General features: G+C 54.2%; 3 protein-coding genes. All 3 read left to right on the forward strand.

All coding sequences use genetic code 11. The annotated features are described in order from the left end of the window. The coding region (locus tag QJ48_RS34450; protein WP_157261861.1) for a TOBE domain-containing protein at positions 1-322 on the forward strand (322 nt) is incomplete at its 5' end. A 27-nt stretch (positions 323-349) separates the two neighbouring features. After that, a complete protein-coding gene (locus tag QJ48_RS34455; protein ID WP_054977768.1) occupies positions 350-1,363 on the forward strand; it encodes an ABC transporter substrate-binding protein in 1,014 nt (337 codons plus the stop codon). A gap of 196 nt (positions 1,364-1,559) precedes the next feature. Next, positions 1,560-2,197, forward strand: a 638-nt coding sequence (locus QJ48_RS34460) for a GntR family transcriptional regulator (RefSeq protein WP_157261862.1), incomplete at its 3' end; no start/stop codon positions are given.

Genomic DNA, 2,197 nt, shown 5'->3' on the forward strand with positions numbered 1-2,197 from the left:
GACGCGGGTCGTTGAGGATCGCTTGGAGATCGATACGCCAATGGGGATAATGGTAACAGCGAACCATGCGGAAGTGACTGCGGGACAGCAGGTAGCGCTGGTCATCCGGCCGGAATCCGTCGTCGTCTCGAAGACGGCGAGCAACAACGCGGTCATTACGAAAAGCGTCTTCATGGGACAAACGCAGGAATACGAGATCGATTTCGGCGGCAAAACATTTCAGGTTACCCAGCATAATCCGGTCGCAGGCTCGGTCTTCCCGACCGGGGAGCACGTAACGCTCGAATTTCCCGAGCATTCGATTCAAGTCGTTCCGGCCTAATCTACAGACAGCAAGGGGGCAGCAGGTATGAACAAGAGATGGCAGGGAGCGTTAATCCTTATCCTTTGCGCTGCCGTGCTGACCTCCTGCGCTTCTGAGCGCAAAGGAACGTTAACCATTTATGCAGGATTGTACGAAGATCACGCGATTAAAGTCGTGGAAGCGTTCCAGAAGGAAACGGGCATCAAAACCTCCTACGTCCGCATGTCGGGCGGGGAAATTCTGGCGCGCATACGCGCGGAGCGAAGCGCCCCGAAAGCGAGCGTCTGGTACGGCGGTCCCGCGGATACGTTCGTCCAGGCCAAAGCGGAGGGGCTGCTGGCTCCTTACTTGTCGCCGAATGCCAAGTGGATCGACGAGAAATACAAAGACCCGGACAATTATTGGATCGGCGTTTATGTCGGCGCTCTGGCCTTGGTTTCCAACCGCAAATGGCTGCAGGACGTCGGGTTGTCGGTGCCGCAAACTTGGGAAGACTTGCTCAATCCGAAGTATAAAGGGATGATCGTCATGGCCGATCCGAGATCCTCGGGTACGGCTTATACGATATTGGCCACGCTCGTACAGCTGTGGGGAGAAGAGAAAGCGTTCGACTACTTGAAGAAGCTGCAAGGACAGGTCCGTAGCTATACGACGAGCGGGAGCACGCCCGGGCGCAGCGTCGGGATGGGCGAGGCGGGAACGGCCATCATGTTCGCGCACGATGCCGTCAAATTTTACAAGGAAGGCTTCCGCGATTTGCTGATCCATTACCCGGGCGAAGGCACCGGATACGAAATCGGCGCGATGGGGATGATCCGAGGCGGTCCGAATGAGAAGGAAGCGCAGACCTTTATCGATTGGGCGTTGACGAAGCAGGCGCAGGAGCTCGGCAAGCAGGTCGGCAATTACCAGTGGTTGACGAACCGGGAGGCGGTATCTCCCGAGGAAGCGGTCGCTTTGGAGGCACTGAGCGTCGTGCCGTACGATCAGACTTGGGCGGGAGCCAATCGCAGCCGGCTGATCGAGCGGTGGGTAAAGGAAGTGCAGGGCGGCCGATAATTCAACCGGACTGCAACGACTGGCGTCACGCTTATTTTCCATAGGACAAAACGTATGAATTGATAGAACCGAACCTGGCTTGCATGGGCCGGGTTTTTCTTGTTCCCTCCCTACGCAATTTCCTATTTGCCTGTAACAATGCGCTATGTTACACTTTTAATGGTATGTTAACATAACAAGCAAGAGGGATGAAACGATGGGGACTCCGATCTACGAGAAAATAATCCAGCATCTGTTAAAAAAAATTGAACTCGGGCAACTTAAACCGAAAGAAAGAGTCCCGTCGGAAAAAGAATTGGCGGATCAATTCGGAGTCAGCCGGATTACTTCAAAAAAAGCGCTGGAGAAACTCGCACAGTACGGCGTCGTCACCAGAATTCGCGGCAAGGGGTCCTACGTTTCGGAGCATTTTGACATCGCGCGCTTCCATGACATTGGCCACCCCGAGGGTAAGGAAGAGTCCTTCCATCATAGCGGCCCTTCCGGCGACACAACGGAGAAAGTAACGATTGGCATCATTGCTTCGTATTTTTCCGCTTCCTTCGGCCTCAACATTCTTCGGACGGTGGAAAAGACGCTTTCCGCGCGGAATTATCATTTGATCGTCAAATGCACATACGGCAAGAAGGAGCTGGAGGAGCAATTCATCCGTTCGCTGCTCGACTACGGCGTAGACGGTCTCATCGTATCCCCTGTCAACGGAGAGCATTACAACGAGGAACTGTTGAAACTGGTTTATAGAAAGTTTCCCCTCGTGCTAATCGATAAATATCTCCCCGGGATTCCGGCTTGCTCCGTATATACCGATCATAAGCAAGCGGCCAGCGTGCTGAC

The sequence above is a fragment of the Paenibacillus sp. A3 genome, assembly GCF_001399685.1.
Lineage (GTDB): Bacteria > Bacillota > Bacilli > Paenibacillales > NBRC-103111 > Paenibacillus_G.